This is a genomic window from Rhodococcus sp. no. 34 (genome assembly GCF_054589475.1).
In genome coordinates this window covers 49,744-68,539 of record NZ_BAAILK010000019.1, presented here as the reverse complement: position 1 = coordinate 68,539, position 18,796 = coordinate 49,744, and the positions used below count along the sequence as shown (strand labels likewise).

Below are 18,796 nucleotides of genomic sequence, written 5' to 3'. Positions count from 1 at the left end.
TTGACGGGTTCGATCTATCGGGCAACCGCCGACAAGTACGACAAGCCGATCGATCGGGCAGAGCAGACAGTCAGTGCCGATGGTGCCAGTACGGAGATCGCGACTCTCCTGGGCACTCGTAAGGGCGCTCCGGTTCTGTACTTCGATCGAGTGTCGTTCAGCGAGATCGCACCGGTCGAGCACACTCGCAGTTGGTACCGATCCGACCGCTACCAGTTGCAGATGGAAGTCCAGGGCCAAGCGCGGCCCAAAACGCGCGGCGACCAATAGTCATCGTTCGAAGCGAAAGGGCGAGCACACCTTCCGGTGTGCTCGCCCTTTGCGTTACGCCGACCAGTCGAACAGAGTGTCGCCAGTGGCGACGTCCCCACCGACGGAAGGGGATTCGACGGTGTCCGGTTTGGAATCCATCACGACTACCGGGCAGATCGCCGAGTAACCGGTCGTGTCGATGTGCGCTGGATCGAAGCTGACAATGGGATCACCCGCATCGACGGTGTCACCCTCGGCGGCGATGAGGGTGAATCCGTCGCCTTCGAGCTTGACCGTGTCGATGCCGATATGGACCAGCACGCCGGTGGCTTTCTCGCCGAAGATCACGAACGCGTGGGGGTGAAGTTTCAGGATCTTTCCGCTGATCGGCGCCACGACCGTGAGTGGGCCCTGACCGCGAGCGGGTTCGATCGCGACGCCCGAGCCGACCATCTGCTGAGCGAACACCGGGTCCGGTACGTCAGCGAGTGCGACGACCCGACCGGGGAGCGGGGCGAGGACGACCGTCACAGGATGTCCTCGATGTCCTCGGCAAGGGTGTCGGCCTCGGGCCCGACGATGACCTGGACAACCGTTCCGGCCTTGAGTACGCCGTGTGCGCCGGCAGCCTTGAGAGCGGACTCGTTCACCTTCGCTCCGTCCTTGACCTCGGTACGCAGGCGGGTGATGCAAGCCTCGATCTCGACGATGTTCTCTGCGCCGCCGAGGCCCTTGATGATTGCTTCCGCTTTCGACATTTGCTGCTCCTGATTGTCGGGTTGGTCGTGATCGTTGAACGGTCGTACAGGTGGGCTGACTAGTTGCTGGTCAAGGCTATCCCGGTTACGTATGTCACATTTGGGTGTTGACAACTCGCCTCCACCAGGTAAAACTACAACTGGTTATGACCGGACAGTACCCGTTGGAAGTCCGGCTCCACAACAGTTTCGACAAAACGGTTTAGGCCTCACTTCCGAGCAAGAACCGTGACCTGCATTTTCACGAAACCTGCACGTGTACGACACCCGAATTTCCAGAACCAGCGGCCGATCGCGACGCGGCCCGGCGAACGAAGAAGGTCCTTGATGACTCTCGAAGACACCCCGAAGAAGGAATCGAAAGTGTTCGCCGGGGTTCAACGCCTCGGCCGAAGCTTGATGCTTCCGATCGCCGTTCTGCCGGCTGCGGGAATCTTGCTCCGCCTCGGCCAGGACGACCTGCTCGGGCGATTCAGTTCGATGCACAGTGCTGCTGCAGTGATCTCTGCGGCAGGACAAGCAGTCTTCACGTGGCTGCCGCTGATCTTCGCCGTCGGTATCGCGATCGGCTGGGCCAAGAAGGCCGACGGATCGACTGCCTTGGCAGCCGTCGTCGGCTACATGGTGATCGACGGCGTGTTCAAGGCGATGTCGCCGATCGTCCTCGAAGGGAAGACGGACCCGAACGGGGATCAATCCCTGATCAACTACGGTGTGCTCGCCGGTATCGTGATGGGCTTGCTGTCGGCGATCCTGTGGCAGCGGTTCTATCGAACGAAGCTTCCCGATTATCTCGGGTTCTTCAACGGGCGCAGGCTCGTTCCCATCCTGACAGCGATCACCGGTCTTGTGGTCGGTGTCCTGATGGCATTCGTGTACCCCTTGTTCAACTCCGGCCTCAACTGGGTCGGTGAAGCAGTTGCTTCCAATACCGTTGTGGGCGGCGGCATTTACGGCGCAGCGAACCGCCTCCTGATCCCCACGGGCCTGCACCACATCTTGAACTCCGCCGTGTGGTTCCTGATCGGCGACTACCAGGACGCGAGCGGTCAGATCGTTCGCGGTGACCTCAACCGGTTCTTCGCCGGCGACCCCTCCGCCGGTACGTTCATGACCGGCTTCTTCCCGATCATGATGTTCGCCCTCCCCGCTGCAGCCTTCGCGATCTGGCGCAACGCCAAGCCTTCGCAGAAGAAGCTCGTCGGCGGCATCATGCTCTCCACCGGCCTGACCGCATTCCTCACCGGTATCACCGAGCCGCTCGAATTCTCCTTCATGTTCGTCGCGTGGCCCCTGTACGTCATCCACTCGCTCCTGACCGGAACGTCGATGGCCTTGGTCAATGCGCTCGGGATTCACGACGGATTCACGTTCTCCGCAGGCTTCTTCGACTACGTGTTGAACTTCGGCAAGGCAACCAACGCATGGATGTTGATCCCGATCGGACTCGGCTACGCCGTGATCTACTACTTCCTTTTCAGCTTCGTCATCAAGAAGTGGAATCTGCGCACGCCAGGACGAGAAGAAGAGGTCGAGGTGGCCGCAGGTGAGCCCGACCCAGCGCTGCTCGAGGCCGAACTGGCACTGGCTGCCGAAGGTGACAGCCGCACCGACGCCCCGCTCGTCGCCGAACTGGAAAACAAGCTCGACAAGGAACTGGAAGGACGCTGAACATGGCGATCGCAACCACGACAATCGGATCCCGCGTCGGACTCCACGCACGACCCGCAGCGCTCTTCGCGCGCGCCGCAGCCGATCTACCGGTAGACGTCACCATCGCGCTCGGCGACGGCGAACCCGTCGATGCCTCCAGCATGTTGTCTGTCATGACTCTCGGTGCAGCATTCGGGGATTCGGTGACCTTGCGTGCTGACGGTGACGGCGCCGACGCTGCGGTCGGTTCGCTCGCAGAGCTTCTCGCATCCGAACTGGACGAAGCCTGATGACGGCGAGTGTGGACAACCGCATCGCGGGTATCGGAGTGAGCGCGGGTTCGGTCTGCGCGCCGTGGTTGCGATTCTCCACGCCTGAGCCGACCTCGGCGGCGGACCCGATCACGGGCAGTCCCGAGGCGGAGCTGATCAGGATCCGTGAGGCACTGGACGCCGTCGCGGAGGAACTGCTCTCGCGTGCAAAGACAGTCGAGGGCGTCTCCGCGGAGATCCTGACGACGTCGGCTGCGATGGCGCGCGACGCGGGCATCGTGAAGGCGGCCAAGGCGAACCTGGAATCGGGGCTGCCGACCGCACACGCCGTCGCAGTCGCCTTCGACGCCTTCTGTGAAAAGCTCACGGCGCTCTGCGGGTACATGGCCGAACGGGCAACCGATCTGCGCGATCTCGGGCAGCGAGCCGTGGCCGTTCTTCGAGGGGAGCCGATGCCCGGAATCCCCACTCCCGGTTACCCGTACATACTGGTGGCGCGCGACCTCGCTCCGGCGGATACAGCGACGCTGGGCACCAGTGACGTGGTCGGATTGTTGACTGCCGAAGGAGGTCCGACCAGCCATACGGCTATCTTGGCGAAGTCGCTCGGAATCCCGGCCGTGGTCAACTGTTCGGGAACCGATCTGCTGGCGGAGGGGAAACTTCTCATCCTCGACGGCACCACCGGGACGGTCACCATCGATCCCTCGGCAGAAACGCGCGAGCGCGCTGTCCTCGAAGCATCGTTCGTGGCAGAGCAGTCGGCTTCGGCACAGGGTCCAGGACGCTCGCGTGACGGGTTCGCGGTGAGGTTGTCGGCCAACATCGGAACCCTCGAGGACGCCGCGCGGGCCGGAGCGGCGGATTGCGAGGGCGTCGGACTGTTCCGTACCGAATTCTCGTATCTCGGGCGTCACGACGCACCGTCGGTGGAGGAGCAAGCACAGACGTACGCGTCGGTGCTCGGGCACTTCGCCGGACAGAAGGTGGTGGTCCGCACTCTCGATTCGGGTTCGGACAAGCCGTTGCCGTTTCTCGATCTCGGGGTCGAGGAGAATCCGGCCCTTGGTATCCGCGGGCTCCGTGTCGGCACGGTTTATCCCGACACACTCATCAGCCAGCTCGACGCCCTCGCGGCGGCAGGCAATGCGGCGGGCGCCGATCTGTGGGTCATGGCGCCGATGGTAGCTACGGCCGACGAGGCGAAAGACTTTGCAGAACTTGCGCGTTCGCGGGGGATCGGCAAGGTCGGAGCAATGATCGAGGTTCCAGCTGCAGCGTTGCGGGCGAAGGATATCCTCGAGCACCTCGATTTTGTCAGTATCGGTACCAATGATCTGAGCCAGTACACCTGCGCCGTGGATCGTATGGCCGGAGGCCTGGCGCAACTGCTCGATCCGTGGCAGCCGGCGGTCCTCGATCTGATCGCGATGGTCGGTCAGGCGGGCGCCGATGCCGGAAAACCAGTTGGTGTGTGCGGAGAATCCGCGTCGGACCCGCTGTTGGCTCCGGTTCTGGTCGGTTTGGGCGTGACGAGTCTGTCGATGTCGGTCCCGGCATTGGGCGCAGTTCGCGCGCAACTGGCCTCTCTCGATCTGGCGGTGTGCAAGGACATGGCCGCGGCGGCGCGTGCCGCGCGAAACCCGATCGAGGGTAGAGCGGCCGTCGCGCGGATTCGCGAGTCGGCATGAGTACATCAGGCTCGGCTACTGTCGGCGATCCGATCGTATTGCGGGGAACTGTGATCGGATCTCCGGCCGGGAAGATTCACGACGGAGTCGTCGTCGTGGACGGCGAAAAGATCAGTTGGGTCGGCTCGGCTGCGGACTATGTGGCGTCCACACCCGTCGTCGTCATTCCGGAACGCACCGACGCGGTGATCATGCCCGGCTTGATCGATGTCCACAGCCACGGCGCCGCGGGTGCTGGTTTCCCGAACACCGACGCCGATGGAGCGAGCCGCGCGGCGGCGCACCATTGCGAGCACGGCACGACCGGAATGCTGGCCAGCCTGGTCTCCGCACCGCGCGCAGATCTGGTGCGACAAGCAACGATGCTCGCCGATCTGGTCGAACGCGGAGAACTTCTGGGTATCCACCTCGAGGGGCCGTTCATCAACGGCGTCCGCTGCGGTGCCCAGGATCCGGCGGCGATCATTCCCGGTGATCCGGATCTGCTCGAAGCCGTGTGTGACGCCGCGCGTGGGACCGTGCGGTCCATGACCTTGGCGCCCGAGACCGAGAATTTCGAAGAGTTGCTCGCGATCATGCGTCATCGCAACATCGTGCCGAGTTTCGGTCACACCGATGCCGACGCGGCAACGACGTCGGCGCGCATCGATGCTGCGGTGCACGGGGATTGGGCCGGACAGATCAGCGCGACCCACCTCTTCAACGGGATGCCGCCCCTGCACCATCGATCTCCGGGTCCCGTCGCGGCGTGCCTGGCGGCTGCCGCGAGAGGCGAGATGGTGGTGGAACTGATCGCAGACGGTGTGCATCTTGCGCCCGAGACCGTGTCGATGGTCTTCGACGCTGTCGGACCGGACCAGATCGCCTTGGTCAGTGATTCGATGGCCGCGGCGGGAATGGACGACGGCGACTACCAACTCGGTGCGCTCGACGTCACGGTTGCCGACGGTGTAGCAAGACTCGCGACCACCGACGGCAGTTCCGGTGCCATCGCCGGAGGGACTGCAAGATTGCTCGACGTGCTTCGCAGCACTGTCTTTGACGGCGGTGTCGCGCTGGAAGATGCTGTCGCAGCGGCAACTCGGAGCCCAGCGCGTCTGCTGGGACTCGGCGACCTGATCGGATCGCTGGCCGTGGGCTGCCGGGCCGACATCGTGGTCACCGATCGTCAATTGCGCCTGGGGCGTGTACTACTCGGCGGAAAAGCCGCCGGAGAGGAAAAATCATGGAAATCGTAATTCAGCCGACACCCGCGGAGGTCGACTCGACCGTCGCGGACATCGTCGAAGGCTACGTCAGAGCCGGGGCGACGACGCTCGGTCTCGCAACGGGGTCGTCGCCGATCGGAACCTATCGTGAACTGGCAGCGAGGCATCGCGACGCCGAACTCGACTTCTCGCTGGCTCGGGCATTCCTGCTCGACGAGTACCTGGGATTGCCGAAACGCCATCCGCAGTCGTACTACTCGGTGATTCGGTCGGAGTTCGTCGATCACGTCAACCTGGATCCCGCGATGGTGTCCAGTCCCAACGGTGAAGCGCCGTGCCCGGAGCAGGAGATCGCCCGGTACGATCAGAGCATCGCGGCGGCCGGGGGAGTGGACGTGCAGTTGCTCGGCATCGGTACCGACGGCCACATCGGCTTCAACGAGCCCGGATCGTCGTTGACCTCGAGAACCCGCGTGAAGACGCTGACCGAGCAGACCCGGATCGACAACGCACGCTTCTTCGACGGTGTGGACGACGTCCCACATCACGTGCTCACCCAGGGGCTCGGAACCATCAGCGATGCAAGGCATCTGGTGATGATCGCGACCGGAGAAGGCAAGGCTGACGCGATCGCCGCTGCCGTCGAAGGTCCGTTGTCTGCTTTCTGCCCGGCTTCGGTGATGCAATTGCATCGCCATGTCACCGTCGTCATCGACGAAGCTGCGGCCAGTTCACTCAAACTTGCCGACTACTACCGGTATGCGCTCGAACACAAGCCGTCGTGGCAGTCCTTCTGACATGACGGTTCTGGAGCTGGCTGTGCAGGACGTGCGGGGGGCGAGGATCGCGCGTTCGGTGGGAGCGACTCGAGTCGAATTGTGTGCGGCACTCGGCCCGACGGGGGGATTGACGCCCAGCATCGGAGTGATCGAGGCTGTGTCGGACGTGGGGATCGCGGTTCACCCGCTGATCCGTCCGCGCGCCGGAGGTTTTGTGTTCTCACCCGACGAAGTGTGGGTGATGGAGCACGACGTACATGCTGCTGTGGCCGGTGGAGCTTCCGGCATCGTGATCGGTGCGCTGACAGAAGACAATTCGATCGACACCGTCGTGCTGCGCCGCATCATCGGATGCGTGGACCGGGCGAGAGTCGAGGTGACAGTACATCGTGCGATGGACGTGGTGACCGACCGTCTGACCGCGCTGGACGAACTGATCGACCTGGGCGTGACCCGCGTGCTGACGTCCGGGGGTGCGGACACTTGCAATGAGGGACTCGACGAGATCGGTCGAATGGTCGAACATGCCGCGGGCCGGATCCAGATCATGGCCGGTGGCGGAATAACCGTCGACGACATCCCGGCAATCGCTGCCGTCGGCGTCGATGCGGTGCATCTCTCGGCGCGCAAGGTTGTCGCAGTTTCCGGCGGACCTGGTGGGGGATCGGACGGATACGACGTCACCGATGCAGTAGTCGCGCAGGAAGCGGCAGCCGCGCTCCGCGCTGTGCGCCTTTATTAACCCCCCGCGGTTAATAAAGGCGCACAGCCCTTGGGCTCTAGACATACATGGACATCCAACTATAGGATGGTAGACATATTCACTGCTGCCTCCTGGGCGGTCCATACGAGCAAGGAACGGGTTAGCACAATGGTTGAAAATGCGACGGTTCACGAGTTGACGCACTTCGTCGGTGGCAAGCGTGTTCCCGGGACATCTGATCGATTTGCGGACGTGTTCGATCCCAACACCGGCAAGGTGCAGGCCCGCGTTCCCCTCGCGAGCAAGGCCGAGACCGAAGCCATCATCGCCAATGCCGAAGAGGCGCAGCAGGTGTGGGCAGCGTTCAACCCGCAGAAGCGTGCCCGCGTGCTGATGAAGTTCCTGCAGCTCGCTCAGGCCGAGATGGATTCTCTGGCCCGCCTCCTCTCGTCCGAGCACGGCAAGACCGTCGCCGACGCCAAGGGTGACATCCAGCGCGGCCTCGAGGTCATCGAGTTCGCCGTCGGCGCTCCGCACCTGCTCAAGGGTGAATTCACCGAGAGTGCCGGCACCGGCATCGACGTGTACTCCATGCGTCAGCCGCTCGGCGTCGTTGCCGGCATCACGCCCTTCAACTTCCCCGCGATGATCCCGCTGTGGAAGGCCGGCCCCGCCCTCGCCGCCGGTAACGCCTTCATCCTCAAGCCCTCCGAGCGTGACCCCTCCGTCCCGCTGCGCCTGGCCGAGCTGTTCCTCGAAGCAGGACTGCCCGCAGGTGTGTTCAACGTGGTCAACGGTGACAAGGAAGTTGTCGACGTCCTGCTCACCGACGACCGCATCAAAGCCGTCGGCTTCGTCGGCTCCACGCCGATCGCTCAGTACATCTACGAGACGGCCGCAGCTCACGGCAAGCGCGCACAGTGCTTCGGTGGCGCCAAGAACCATGCGATCGTCATGCCGGACGCGGACCTCGACGAGGTTGCCGACGCCCTGATCGGTGCAGGCTACGGCAGCGCCGGCGAGCGTTGCATGGCCATCTCGGTTGCCGTTCCCGTCGGCGAGGAGACCGCGGACGCTCTTGTCGCGAAGCTGAAGGAGCGCGTCGCGAAGCTCAAGATCGGTCGCAGTGACGACGAAGGCGTCGATTTCGGACCGCTCGTTTGCCAGGATGCCCTCGACCGCGTCAACAACTACGTGCAGATCGGCATCGACGAGGGCGCAACGGCAGTCGTCGACGGCCGCGGCTTCACCCTCGAAGGCCACGAAGGTGGATTCTTCGCCGGCGCAACCCTGTTCGACAACGTCACCTCGGACATGCGCATCTACAAGGAAGAGATCTTCGGACCCGTCCTTCAGGTGGTCCGCGCTGCCGATTACGAAGAGGCACTGCGTCTTCCGACCGAACACGAGTACGGCAACGGCGTCTCCATCTTCACCCGCGACGGCGACACCGCGCGTGACTTCACCGCTCGCGTCAACGTCGGCATGGTCGGCGTGAACGTGCCGATCCCGGTCCCGATCGCGTACCACACCTTCGGTGGCTGGAAGCGCTCCGGATTCGGTGACCTGAACCAGCACGGTCCCGACTCCTTCCGCTTTTACACCAAGACCAAGACCGTGACGCAGCGCTGGCCTTCCGGCAAGAAGGAAGCAGGTCAGGAGGGTCGCTCCGTAGACTCCGCTCCTGACAACCACTTCGTCATCCCCACGATGAACTGATCGGAACACTTTCCATGTTTACTCTGACCGATGACGAGCGGGCGATTCGTGACACTGCCCGCGACTTTGCGGCCGAGCATCTGGCGCCCAACGCAGTGGAGTGGGATCAGACCAAGCATTTCCCGGTGGACGTCCTCCGTAAGGCGGCGTCCCTGGGAATGGGCGGTATCTACATTCGTGAAGACGTGGGTGGCAGTGAGCTGAGTCGCGTCGACGCTGCCCGGATCTTCGAAGAGCTGGCCAAGGGCGATCCGTCGATCGCCGCGTACATCTCCATCCACAACATGGTCACGTGGATGATCGACCAGTTCGGCAACGACGAACAGCGCCACAAGTGGGTTCCCGGACTCTGCTCGATGGATCAACTGGGCAGCTACTGCCTCACCGAACCCGGCGCTGGCTCCGATGCTGCGGGCTTGAGCACCAAGGCCGTTCGTGACGGCGACGACTACATCCTCAATGGCGTCAAGCAGTTCATCTCCGGCGCAGGCACTTCCGACGTGTACGTCGTGATGGCACGCACCGGATCTGCCGGTGCCAAGGGGATCTCGGCGTTCATCGTGCCCAAGGATTCGCCCGGACTGTCGTTCGGTGCCAACGAGATCAAGATGGGCTGGAACGCGCAGCCCACCCGTCAGGTGATCTTCGAAGACGTGCGAGTTCCTGCCGCCAACATGCTCGGTGAAGAGGGCAGCGGATTCCGCATCGCCATGAAAGGTCTCAACGGCGGCCGGCTGAACATCGCCGCCTGTTCGGTCGGTGGGGCCCAGGCAGCGCTGGAGAAGGCAGTCGCATATCTGGTGGACCGCAAAGCTTTCGGTTCGGCACTGATCGAGTCGCAGGCCCTGCAGTTCCAGCTCGCCGACATGCGTACCGAACTCGAAGCGGCCAGGACGTTGCTGTGGCGCGCCGCTGCCGCACTCGAAGACGGAGCGTCCGACGTCGTGGAGTTGTGTGCGATGGCCAAGCGCTTTGCCACCGACACCGGGTTCGACGTAGCCAACAAGGCTCTCCAGCTTCACGGCGGGTACGGCTATCTTGCTGAGTACGGGATCGAGAAGATCGTCCGCGATCTTCGGGTTCATCAGATCCTCGAAGGCAGCAACGAGATCATGAGGGTGGTCATCGCCCGCAGCGTGGTCGCATCAGGTCAGGGAAAGCAGGGAGCAGCATGAGCGACGAGCTCGAGGTATTGATCGAAAAGCGTGACGGGCTGGGGCTCATCACTCTCAACCGTCCCAAGGCGATCAACGCCCTCAACCACTCGATGGTCAAGGCGATGGCCAAGGCCCTCGAGGAATGGAAGTCCGACGACGACGTCAAGGCAGTCGTACTCACGGGCGCCGGCGAGCGTGGTCTGTGCGCCGGCGGCGACATCGTCTCGATCTACCATGACGCCAAGGACGGCAAGACCGGTTCGCTCGACTTCTGGCGTGAGGAGTACATCCTCAACTCCGAGATCGCGAACTACCCGAAGCCGTACGTCGCGATCATGGACGGGATCGTCATGGGCGGTGGCGTCGGAGTGTCCGCACACGGCGACATTCGCATCGTGACCGAGCGCTCGATGATCGGAATGCCCGAGACCGGAATCGGTTTCATTCCAGACGTGGGCGGAACTTACCTGCTCTCGCGTGCTCCCGGTGAACTCGGGACGCACATCGCGCTCACCACGGCGCGACTGAGCGCCGGCGATGCCATCGCAGCAGGTTTCGCTGACCACTTCATCCCGTCGGAGAACATCGAGACGTTCATCGCCGCACTCGCGTCGTCTTCGGTTGCCGACGCCGTGGCGCAGTACGCGGAGCCGGCTCCGGTGTCGGAACTGTTGGCCCAGCAGAGCTGGATCGACGCCGCGTACTCCGCCGACGACGTATCCACCATCGTCGAGCGTCTTCGCGCAAGTGGAATCCCCGAAGCGGAGAAGGCAGCGGAGCAGATTCTCGGCAAGTCCCCGATTGCACTGTCGGTGACCCTGCGATCTCTGCGGCATGCCAAGGAAGCAGCAAGCTTGGAAGAAGTCCTCAACGAGGAGTTCCGGGTCTCGACCGCTGCGCTCGCCTCACACGATCTGGTCGAGGGCATTCGCGCCCAGGTCGTGGAGAAGGACCGAAACCCGAAGTGGTTGCCGGCAACTCTCGACGACGTCACGGCAGAATCCGTCGACGCCTACTTCGCCCCGCTGGGCGACAACGAGCTCGGACTCGCCCCTCAACCGCAAGGCAACTGATCACCGCCGAAGGAGCATCACTAATGAGCACCATTGGATTTATCGGACTCGGTCACATGGGTGGCCCGATGGCGGCCAATCTTGTCAAGGCCGGACACAAGGTCGTCGGTTTCGACCTGGCACCTGCGGCGCTGGAGCAGGCAGTCAAAGACGGTGCATCGGTGGCGGATTCGGCGGTCGACGCCGTTCGCGGTGCCGACGTCGTGATCACGATGCTGCCGAGCGGTAAGCACGTTCTGGGTCTGTACGAAGAGCTGCTGCCGGTGGCAACACCGGGCACGCTGTTCATCGACTGTTCCACCATCGACGTCGCCGACGCCCGCGAGGCACACGACAAGGCCGAAGCGGCCGGTCACCGCAGCGTCGACGCACCGGTCTCCGGTGGAGTCGTCGGGGCTACCGCAGGCACGCTGGCATTCATGGTCGGCGGTTCCGAGGCTGACTTCCAAGCCGCGTCACCGTTGCTGGACGTGATGGGCCGCAAGGTCGTTCACTGCGGCGACGCCGGTGTCGGCCAGGCAGCCAAGATCTGCAACAACATGATCCTCGGCATTTCGATGATCGCGATCAGCGAGGCGTTCGTGTTGGGCGAAAAGCTCGGCCTGAGCAACCAAGCGCTCTTCGACGTGGCGTCCAACGCCTCGGGGCAGTGCTGGGCACTGACCACCAACTGCCCGGTACCGGGACCGGTGCCCACCAGCCCGGCCAACAACGACTACCAGCCTGGCTTTGCTGTTGCACTGATGGACAAGGACCTGGGTCTGGCAGCAAATGCGCTGCGCAACAACGGCGTCGATGCGGAGATCGGACTCAAGGCCGCCGAGCTCTACAGTCGCTTCCATGCCGCAGGCGGTGGCGGTCAGGACTTCTCTGCCATCATCAACGACATCCGTGACCGTTCGACCGAAGGACAGTAGTGACCGACTTCAACACCATCATCCTCGAGCGTAAGGGTCGCGTCGGCGTCATCACGCTCAACCGCCCGAAGGCTCTCAACGCGCTGAACTCCGAGCTGATGAACGAGGTCGTCGCCGCGGTTGCCGACCTCGAGGCGGACAACGGCATCGGAGCCATCCTGATCACCGGTTCCGAGCGCGCCTTCGCCGCCGGTGCCGACATCAAGGAAATGCAGTCCAAGACGTACATGGACGCATACGTCGAGGATTTCTTCACCCCGTGGGATCGCGTCGCAGCAGCTCGTAAGCCGCTGATCGCCGCCGTCTCCGGATACGCGCTCGGTGGTGGCTGCGAGCTTGCGATGCTCTGCGATTTCATCATCGCTTCGGATACCGCGAAGTTCGGCCAGCCCGAGATCAAGCTCGGTGTCATTCCGGGTATCGGTGGCTCGCAGCGCCTTACGCGCGCCGTGGGCAAGGCCAAGGCCATGGAGCTGTGCCTCACCGGCCGCAACATGGACGCAGAAGAAGCCGAACGTGCAGGCCTGGTTGCCCGGATCGTTCCGGCCGCCGATCTGCTCGACGATGCCTTGAAGACCGCAACCACCATCGCCGAGATGTCGCTGCCGATTGCGATGATGGCCAAGGAAGCAGTCAACCGCTCCTTCGAGACCACCCTCGCCGAGGGCGTCCGCTTCGAGCGTCGGGTGTTCCACTCGACCTTCGCGACGGAGGATCAGAAGGAAGGCATGACCGCGTTCGTGGAGAAGCGGTCGGCAGAATTCAAGCACCGCTGAATTTCAACAGCGCTGAAACTGCCCTCACACTCGTCGAGAGTGTGAGGGCAGTTTCTTTGTGTGTACGGGTGGTCGGTTCACCACTTGGTCGGTGCGCCGCCGGTGTCGAAGTCACCCGCAGTCTTGCGAAGTTCAGTGAGGATCGTCACCAATTGCTCGAGCTTGTCCTGCTGGAGTCCGGGGTGAGCGAACACCTTGCTGTTGAGCATTTCGGTCGCTTCGAGGGCCAGTGCGCGACCCGCGTCGGAGATCTCGATGAGCGTTGCACGGCGATCGCTGGGATGCGGGACCCGCCTGACCAACTCCGCTTTCTCCAAACGGTCGACGGCATTGGTGACGCTGGTGGGGTGAACCTGGAGTCGGGCACTTGCCTTGGCCATCGGGAGTGCGCCCGACCTGGTGAAGGTGAGAAGCGTCAGCAGTTCGTAGCGGGCGAAGGTCAGCCCGAGAGGCTTGAGTACCTCTTCGACCCGCGCCATCATGATCTGCTGCGCACGCATCACCGACGTGACCGCAGCCATACCGTCGGCGACATCGCTCCAACCGTGCTTCGTCCACTGACGATGCGCCTCTTCGATGGGGTCGAGGGGGAGCGGCGCGGGGGGAGACATAAGTTCGATCATCCCATGCTGGCAAGCGGTCGGGTGCCTTGTCTGATTGTGTGTCGCAGCCGCTTACGTCTGTAGAGTCCCACGGGTGATTTCAATCCTCGTAGCGGGTGGCGTCTCGTTGTTCGTCGCGCTCTTCCTGACTCCGTTTCTCATTCGTGTGCTTTCGCGGCAGGGGCTCGGGCACGAGATTCGGATCGAGGGTCCGCAGAGTCATCAGGGCAAGCGTGGCACCCCGTCGATGGGCGGGATCGCGATCATCGCCGGTATGTGGGCGGGCTACCTGGCGGCACACATCATCGGATTCGGCTCGCGGCTACCGCGGCTGTCTGCATCCGGTTGGCTGGTTCTCGCGCTCGCCACGTCACTGGGAATCGTCGGCTTTCTCGACGACTTCATCAAGATCCGCAAGAAGCGCAATCTCGGGCTGAACAAGACAGCGAAGACCATCGGTCAGCTGGCGAGTGCCATCATCTTCGGCATTTTGTTCCTGCAGTTCTCCAACAACAACGGAGTCACTCCCGGAAGCCAGTACCTGTCCCATGTTCGTGACATCTCGGTGTTCTCCATGGGTGCCATCGGCTTTGTGGTCTTCTTCTGCATTCTGGTGTTCGCCTGGTCCAACGCCGTCAATTTCACCGACGGCCTCGACGGTCTCGCAGCCGGCTCGATGGGCATGATCCTGGGGACCTACGTCGTCATCGCCGGCTGGCAGTACCGGAACTCGTGTGTCCTCGAGCCCGCCGCCGGATGCTACGACGTTCGTGACCCTCTCGATCTAGCGATCGTCGCTGCCGCCGCAGGCGGGGCGTGCCTCGGCTTCCTCTGGTGGAATGCCGCCCCGGCTCAGATCTTCATGGGCGACACCGGCTCCTTGGCGCTCGGCGGCCTGGTTGTCGGCCTGTCCGTCACGACGCACACCGAGCTGTTGATGGTCATCATCGGCGCCCTGTTCGTCGCTGAGATCCTGTCGGTGATCATCCAGGTTCTGGTCTTCCGATCGTCCGGCCGACGCGTATTCAAGATGGCCCCGATCCATCATCACTTCGAGTTACTCGGTTGGCCGGAAACCGTCGTGATCGCAAGATTCTGGATCTTCGTCGCGATCTCGTGCGTCCTGGGACTTGCCACCTTCTACAGCGAGTGGTTCTCCGCTGCCGGTTAGACCGATTCACTCTTTCGGGTCGTAGCCAGAAGAGCGATCAGACCGAGCGACACACACGCCGTCATCGTGACGGCCAGGGCTGTGCTCGTGTTTCCCAGTAGACCGACGGCCGGCGCGATGGCCGCACCGACGCCGAACTGGAATGCACCGAGCATTGCCGCGGCAGTACCGGCCGCTTCGCCGTGACGAGCGAGGGCCAGTGCCGGGGCGTTGGGCAGAACGAACCCGATGGCGCCGGCCATGACCCACAGTGCGATCACGAATCCGGCGAGTCCGCCGAGTTCCAGGACCGCGACAGCGATGACTACAGCGCCGGAGACAACCGCAGCCACGAGGGCCCACTTGGTGATCTGCTGAGGAGTCCAGCGATCGAGCAGTCGGACGTTGACCTGCGAAGCGCCGATCAACGCAATCGCGCCCGCACTGAAGAGCAGTGCGAACTCCTGCTGGTTGAGGCCGTACTGATCCTGATAGACAAACGACGCGCCCGAGACATACGCGAACAACGACGCCATGCCGACGCTGGAGACGAGCGTGAGGACCATGAACGTGCGGTCGCCGAGCAGCGAACCGTAGGTACGGAGAACCGACGTCAATCCGCTCGGGCGACGCTTTTCCTTCGGCAATGTTTCGGACAGTCCGAACGCACCGATCATCGCTGTGCCGACGCCGATCAGTGCCAGTACGACGAAGATCCCGCGCCAGTCGAGGGCGACGAGGAGGGCGCCACCGATGCTGGGCGCCAGGATCGGCGCAACGCCGAGCACGAGCATCAGCCGGCTCATCACGACGGCCACGGTGTTACCGCTGTAGAGGTCGCGCACGATCGCCATGGTGACCACTGCCGCGGCCGCAGCGCCCATGCCCTGGAAAACCCGCAGGATGCCGAGGACCGCGATGCTCGGTGCGAAGACAGCCAGCAGCGACGCCAGGATGTGCACGCCGATTCCCGCAAGGAGCGGCTTCTTGCGGCCGAGAGTGTCCGAGAGCGGCCCGACCAACAGCTGTCCGAGTGCGAGGCCGATGAGAGTTCCGGTGATCGTCAGCTGAACCGTTGACGACGAGACTCCGAGATCGGCGCCGATATCCGGCAGCGCGGGCAGGTACATGTCGATGGTGAAGGGCCCGAGCGCGGTCATGGAACCGAGGGCAAGAATCTTCCCGACGCTCGGCTTGCGGTCGACACTGCTCGTATCCAGCGGGGCCGTCTCCAAGAGCGGAGCTGCCTTCACAGGCGGGGCGATGGCGGTGTTCTCGGCACTCATGAAACCTTCTGGGTTGTCTTGGTCTGGCGAACTGCTCGGTCGTTCGGTCGAAAGTCGGGCCGCAATCGAATGACCTGCGCCCACCGTGGGAGTCAGCATCGAGACTGACCGATTTGTTCCCGAAGGGCTCACGGTTTTCCCAGAGACTGGAACAGTTGGTGGGATTGCACTCGAATCATGCTGAGCGGAACTGTGGTTCGGCGCCGCGACTCGGGGCAGAGTTACTCACTGACGCGGGTGTGGCTGAGTGGCTAGGCACCGGCCTGCAAAGCCGTTCACACGGGTTCGAGTCCCGTCATCCGCTCGTGTCGGAGACCGGCAGGCATACCGCCTGCCGGTCTCTCTTGTGTGGTCCCGGTTCACGGGGTCGGCTGCGATAGTCTGGGCTGCCGGAGCGAGCGGACCACATGAGTGAGGCACTGAATTGATTTCGGGACAGGACCTGCGATTGCGGCGCTTGCACGTGGGGATCAGTCAGTTCCAGTTCGCCCGCGAAGCGGGAGTCTCGTCAGCCGTCGTCTCCGCGTGGGAACTCGACAAGGCATATCCGAAGCTACCGGTTGAGCGAGCGGTTCTCACGGCCCTCTCCGCGTTGGAAGCGGCAAAGCGTGAAGGCACGTACGCGGCCCCGCGGAAGCGATCGCGCGGTAGTACCCGTGCGCGTCGGGCGACACCCGTCAACGACCTCGCCTCGGTGGCCAGCCGTGCGGTCGCGGCGGCAGGAAGCGGTGGCCCCACCGTATTGACGGCGTTCTCGGGTTGTGGCGGTATGGCCGAAGGCTTTCGGATGGCGGGGTTTTCGGTGGAGGGATACATCGAAGTCGTGCCGGAGGCGCGCGCGACCTTCGATCGGAACTTCCCCGGCGCGCGGTGCCTCGGCGAGGACATCCGGGCCATCGACGAAGCCCGGGTGAAAGATCTTCTGGCACAGGTGGACATCGATGTGTTGGCCGGGGGACCGCCGTGTCAGGGTTTCAGTCTCGCCGGCCGACGCGACCGCGCCGATCCGCGCAACCATCTCTTCCGGAACCTGCTCGAGCTCGCCGAACTGGTGAAGCCGAAGGTCTTGGTGATGGAGAACGTGCGACTGCTGCTCAGCATGAAGGACCCGGACGGTGGGATGGTCGTCGACCGGATTCTCGGCGAGATGGCTGCATGCGGTTATGGCGCCTCGGTCAACACGGTGAATGCGCAGGATTACGGAGTGCCGCAGTTCCGGGAACGAGTGTTCATCGTGGCGACCCGCCGCGACAGTGGTATCGGGCCATTGCGTTTTCCGCCCAAGACTCACGGCGTGAATGATGTTGCGCCGCTGAGGACTTTCCGCGACGCCACCGTCGACCTGGCCCCGCTGGAATCCGGGCAGGCCTGCGAGACGGACCCGCTGCACTGGGCCGTCGAGCATCCCGAGCACGTCTTGCGGTGGCTGCGTGATGTACCAGAAGGAATGTCGGCGCACGACAACGAAGATCCGGCCATGCGACCGTCGTCCGGGTACAACACGACGTACAAGCGATTGCGGTGGGACGAGCCGGCGTCCACGGTCGGAACCACTTTCGGGATGATCTCGGCTTCACGCAACGTGCATCCGAAACACACGCGATCGTTGACCGTTCGAGAAGCTGCTCGCCTCCAGACCTTTCCCGACGACTACGTCTTCGAGGGTAAGTGGGGAGCGGTGCGCACGATGATCGGCAATGCGGTGCCGCCGCAGCTGGCGTCGGTACTGGCAGGAGAGATCAAGAAGGCACTCGGCTGAGATAGAGCACCGACGGAAAATGGGGCCGACGATGTCGGCCCCATTTCGAGTTACGCCCTGGCAGGGGTGTGGTGCAAGCGAATCAGCTGAGGTTGAGCTTGGCGATCAACGGCTGGACGACCTTGATGATGTCGATGACGGCGCTGAGGGTGTTGATGGAACCCATGTTTCGGTCCTCCGTGTCGTATGTACAGGTTTGTATGTACAAGGTTGTGTCTGCGTGGTGTTTCTGTACGACCCTGTGTCGCAGACACAAATTAGCAAACTGGACGCTTGTTTGGGTCGAAATGACCGCTTTGCGCTGAAGTTGCTGAAAAGTTCACGGATTGTTCAGGAACGTAAACAAAAAACAGGCCGGACTCCCCGAAGTCCGGCCTGTCGATGACGCTTTGCGATCAGCTGAATGCCGACAGTGCGCTGATGAGGCCGATGCCCGCAACTGCGACCTTGAGGACACTCAAGACGTCTTCGAGCTTGACGCCAGCGGGCAATACGTTTTCGACAGACTCCATGTTGGATCCTTCATATGTTGGGGTCGTGGTCCAGCGCCACTGCAAGCAAGATACCCAATCGTGACCACCTGTGAAACCCCGGCGCGAAGATCACAGTTGTGTTGCGCCGGACTCACTGGCCGTCGCGACAACGGTGGCTGCCACTATTTGCTCCACGCTGATGCCCGCTGCCGGTAGGCAGTGGTAGAAAATTCGTTCGCAGAGGTCGACCATCTCGCCTCGCGCGAGCGTCGGCTCGTCGATCCAGTTGACGACGATTTCCTCCATGAATGCCTGCCACCCGGCGATTGTCGCCTCCACGGTCGCGTTCGATTCGATGCCTAGATTCGTCAGCGCAGCGACGATCCACGTGGTGAAAGTGCGGCGCATGCCTCGGTAGATCGTGCGCATTCGAACGTCGCCACTGCCGGCCATACGCATCACGGCGAGGTAAATGGTGGGGTGCTCGATAACGGCGTCGACGAATGTCTCGATACCTGAACGCAGCTGGGACGTGATGGGTAGCTCGGGATCCGGTCTCATTCGATCT

The 18,796-nt window shown here is 63.0% G+C and carries 20 protein-coding genes and 1 tRNA gene; 15 read left to right on the top strand and 6 right to left on the bottom strand.

Translation table 11 applies throughout. The features are described from left to right. The coding region (locus ACYP01_RS05020) for a UTRA domain-containing protein (RefSeq protein WP_459678819.1) at positions 1-270 on the top strand (270 nt) is incomplete at its 5' end. 54 nt (positions 271-324) lie between these two features. On the opposite strand, the gene ACYP01_RS05015 is transcribed toward ACYP01_RS05020, so the two are convergent. Both ACYP01_RS05015 and ACYP01_RS05010 read right to left on the bottom strand, forming a co-directional pair. Then, the gene (locus ACYP01_RS05015) at positions 325-783 is read right to left on the bottom strand and encodes a PTS sugar transporter subunit IIA (RefSeq protein WP_019749215.1); all 459 of its coding nucleotides are present in this window, start codon (positions 781-783) and stop codon (positions 325-327) included. Then, complete coding sequence (locus tag ACYP01_RS05010) at positions 780-1,010, bottom strand: glucose PTS transporter subunit EIIB (RefSeq protein WP_003941324.1); 231 nt, start codon at positions 1,008-1,010, stop codon at positions 780-782. Before ACYP01_RS05010 ends, ACYP01_RS05015 begins: the two co-directional genes overlap by 4 nt. 327 nt (positions 1,011-1,337) lie before the next feature. Between ACYP01_RS05010 and ACYP01_RS05005 the strand changes: the two genes are divergently transcribed. The 11 genes from ACYP01_RS05005 to ACYP01_RS04955 all read left to right on the top strand — a co-directional run bounded on the left by ACYP01_RS05005 (position 1,338) and on the right by ACYP01_RS04955 (position 12,958). Next, positions 1,338-2,681, top strand: a complete 1,344-nt coding sequence (locus tag ACYP01_RS05005; protein WP_003941307.1) for a PTS transporter subunit EIIC — start codon at positions 1,338-1,340, stop codon at positions 2,679-2,681. A 2-nt stretch (positions 2,682-2,683) separates the two neighbouring features. Continuing rightward, positions 2,684-2,953, top strand: a complete 270-nt coding sequence (locus ACYP01_RS05000) for an HPr family phosphocarrier protein (RefSeq protein WP_003941322.1) — start codon at positions 2,684-2,686, stop codon at positions 2,951-2,953. Beyond that, positions 2,953-4,626 (top strand): phosphoenolpyruvate--protein phosphotransferase, encoded by a 1,674-nt coding sequence (gene ptsP, locus ACYP01_RS04995; protein ID WP_459678817.1) that lies wholly within the window; start codon positions 2,953-2,955, stop codon positions 4,624-4,626. The genes ACYP01_RS05000 and ptsP overlap by 1 nt, the downstream gene beginning before the upstream one ends. Then, positions 4,623-5,864: an N-acetylglucosamine-6-phosphate deacetylase gene (locus ACYP01_RS04990; RefSeq protein ID WP_007726134.1), complete on the top strand. Its 1,242-nt coding sequence runs from the start codon at positions 4,623-4,625 to the stop codon at positions 5,862-5,864. The genes ptsP and ACYP01_RS04990 overlap by 4 nt, the downstream gene beginning before the upstream one ends. Next, positions 5,852-6,631 (top strand): glucosamine-6-phosphate deaminase, encoded by a 780-nt coding sequence (nagB, locus tag ACYP01_RS04985; protein WP_007726140.1) that lies wholly within the window; start codon positions 5,852-5,854, stop codon positions 6,629-6,631. Before ACYP01_RS04990 ends, nagB begins: the two co-directional genes overlap by 13 nt. 1 nt (position 6,632) lies before the next feature. After that, the gene (locus ACYP01_RS04980; protein ID WP_007726141.1) at positions 6,633-7,355 is read left to right on the top strand and encodes a copper homeostasis protein CutC; all 723 of its coding nucleotides are present in this window, start codon (positions 6,633-6,635) and stop codon (positions 7,353-7,355) included. A 129-nt stretch (positions 7,356-7,484) separates the two neighbouring features. Then, positions 7,485-9,035 (top strand): CoA-acylating methylmalonate-semialdehyde dehydrogenase, encoded by a 1,551-nt coding sequence (locus ACYP01_RS04975; protein ID WP_042445510.1) that lies wholly within the window; start codon positions 7,485-7,487, stop codon positions 9,033-9,035. Positions 9,036-9,049: 14 nt separating this feature from the next. Continuing rightward, complete coding sequence (locus tag ACYP01_RS04970) at positions 9,050-10,210, top strand: isobutyryl-CoA dehydrogenase (protein ID WP_064075262.1); 1,161 nt, start codon at positions 9,050-9,052, stop codon at positions 10,208-10,210. Continuing rightward, positions 10,207-11,265: an enoyl-CoA hydratase/isomerase family protein gene (locus ACYP01_RS04965; RefSeq protein WP_042923165.1), complete on the top strand. Its 1,059-nt coding sequence runs from the start codon at positions 10,207-10,209 to the stop codon at positions 11,263-11,265. Before ACYP01_RS04970 ends, ACYP01_RS04965 begins: the two co-directional genes overlap by 4 nt. A gap of 23 nt (positions 11,266-11,288) precedes the next feature. Beyond that, positions 11,289-12,182 (top strand): 3-hydroxyisobutyrate dehydrogenase, encoded by an 894-nt coding sequence (gene mmsB / locus ACYP01_RS04960; RefSeq protein WP_003941308.1) that lies wholly within the window; start codon positions 11,289-11,291, stop codon positions 12,180-12,182. Next, positions 12,182-12,958 (top strand): enoyl-CoA hydratase, encoded by a 777-nt coding sequence (locus ACYP01_RS04955; RefSeq protein ID WP_003941374.1) that lies wholly within the window; start codon positions 12,182-12,184, stop codon positions 12,956-12,958. Before mmsB ends, ACYP01_RS04955 begins: the two co-directional genes overlap by 1 nt. A 77-nt stretch (positions 12,959-13,035) precedes the next feature. Here ACYP01_RS04955 and ACYP01_RS04950 read toward each other — a convergent pair whose 3' ends face one another. Next, positions 13,036-13,569 carry a MarR family winged helix-turn-helix transcriptional regulator gene (locus ACYP01_RS04950; protein ID WP_020970065.1) on the bottom strand — a complete coding sequence of 178 codons (534 nt, stop codon included), beginning with the start codon at positions 13,567-13,569 and terminating at the stop codon, positions 13,036-13,038. Positions 13,570-13,654: 85 nt separating this feature from the next. Here ACYP01_RS04950 and mraY point away from each other — a divergent pair, with 85 nt between their 5' ends. Continuing rightward, on the top strand, positions 13,655-14,731 hold the full coding sequence (gene mraY / locus ACYP01_RS04945; protein ID WP_459678815.1) for a phospho-N-acetylmuramoyl-pentapeptide-transferase: 1,077 nt from the start codon (positions 13,655-13,657) through the stop codon (positions 14,729-14,731). Here the strand turns inward: mraY and ACYP01_RS04940 are convergent. Next, a complete protein-coding gene (locus ACYP01_RS04940; RefSeq protein WP_100084653.1) occupies positions 14,728-15,996 on the bottom strand; it encodes a multidrug effflux MFS transporter in 1,269 nt (422 codons plus the stop codon). The two genes, mraY and ACYP01_RS04940, sit on opposite strands and share 4 nt — an antisense overlap. Before the next feature lie 233 nt (positions 15,997-16,229). On the opposite strand from ACYP01_RS04940, the gene ACYP01_RS04935 reads away from it, so the two are divergent. Together ACYP01_RS04935 and dcm are read left to right on the top strand one after the other, a co-directional pair. Beyond that, a tRNA-Cys gene (locus tag ACYP01_RS04935) sits at positions 16,230-16,300 on the top strand. 159 nt (positions 16,301-16,459) lie between these two features. Continuing rightward, positions 16,460-17,755, top strand: coding sequence for a DNA (cytosine-5-)-methyltransferase (gene dcm / locus ACYP01_RS04930; protein WP_459678814.1), 1,296 nt, complete (start codon positions 16,460-16,462; stop codon positions 17,753-17,755). Positions 17,756-17,837: 82 nt separating this feature from the next. On the opposite strand, the gene ACYP01_RS04925 is transcribed toward dcm, so the two are convergent. Continuing rightward, positions 17,838-17,963, bottom strand: a complete 126-nt coding sequence (locus ACYP01_RS04925; RefSeq protein WP_255246884.1) for a hypothetical protein — start codon at positions 17,961-17,963, stop codon at positions 17,838-17,840. A gap of 394 nt (positions 17,964-18,357) precedes the next feature. Continuing rightward, a partial coding sequence (locus tag ACYP01_RS04920; RefSeq protein ID WP_459678813.1) for a TetR/AcrR family transcriptional regulator occupies positions 18,358-18,796 on the bottom strand: 439 nt, incomplete at its 5' end.